Source organism: Shewanella sp. SM23, assembly GCF_025654295.1.
GTDB lineage: Bacteria > Pseudomonadota > Gammaproteobacteria > Enterobacterales > Shewanellaceae > Shewanella > Shewanella oncorhynchi.
Genome location: NZ_JAKKRM010000052.1, coordinates 1 through 1,112 on the forward strand (window position 1 = coordinate 1; position 1,112 = coordinate 1,112).

The window sequence follows — 1,112 nt, forward strand, 5'->3', positions numbered from 1 at the left end:
GCATCGGTTAGCATAAGTCTTGGCATAGCTTGAGGATTATGGTTACTTTTGGCGAAGAAAATTATAACGTCTTGCCATGCTGTCTAAAAAACACTCTAGAAAGATCAACAGACCCTAGATTTTTAATATTACATCAGAGTTGGTATTAATAATAAGCTCTGCATTCCTATTATCTATATTACTCAATTCATTATTATAAAAATCTAAAACGACAATACCGAGCCGGTCTCCTTTTTGTTTACGCTGTAAGAATTCAGTAAGCCCTGGATTCATCATGGGCTCGACTTTACCTAGCCCGCCGCCCCAACAGTATTGATAGGGAGTATGCCCACCTTGAGAGATACTATTGTAAGTAATGTGCATGACACCATCATTAGGGGTCTGTATGGCGCGATTAATTGAAGATTCAACTGCCGCCATTTTCTTATGAGTATCATGCTCTTTATATTGATCTTCAATTTCAAAAATCTGGTTTTCAGGTGTTGTTAACGCAAAAGTTTCATCAACCTTCCAACCATGTGATAAATCTATACCTGAGCAGCCAGAAAAGCGCCTTAGCAAGACAATCTTACTTTGAGATTGCTGCAATGTTGGTATTCTAGCTCCCAAATAAAACAAATTTCGATATTTCTCTTGCGCAACGTAATCATCGAACTTCTCTTGTACGCCTTCAACGCTGCTTGTTGCTGCATTCATTAACATTACAATTGTTTCACTTGGGTTTTCGGAAAGAAAACGGAGACAATCATTAAGCACATCGCCTAGAGAAATATCACAGCTGATGATACCGTGATAAATATTTAGAGGATCAGATTTTGAACCGTTTGCTGTGACTCGAATRTCTAGAAAACGAATGCCATCATTTAGCTGGGTATAAATATCAAAGTTTTGCGTTCTGGCGCCTATTGGGGGGGCCTTTTCTGTACCTGAGTCATGTGTGCCAGGTATAGAAATTTTGTCTAATGTTAAACTTTTATTTAGTGCACTCATCCAATTATTTGTACTTACGTGAGACATATTATTCTCCAATTTTGGCTATCTGTCGAAATAATATCTGATAGGCTATAACTAACAAATAATAGCCTATCAGTAAGTTTCTTATATGGACGAAC

1 protein-coding gene is annotated in these 1,112 nt (G+C 37.5%); it reads right to left on the reverse strand.

The window, feature by feature from the left end; translation table 11 throughout:
- Positions 1 to 114: 114 nt before the first annotated feature.
- Positions 115 to 1,017 (reverse strand): phosphatidylinositol-specific phospholipase C, encoded by a 903-nt coding sequence (locus L5L98_RS22195; RefSeq protein ID WP_263143577.1) that lies wholly within the window; start codon positions 1,015 to 1,017, stop codon positions 115 to 117.
- Positions 1,018 to 1,112: the final 95 nt, after the last annotated feature.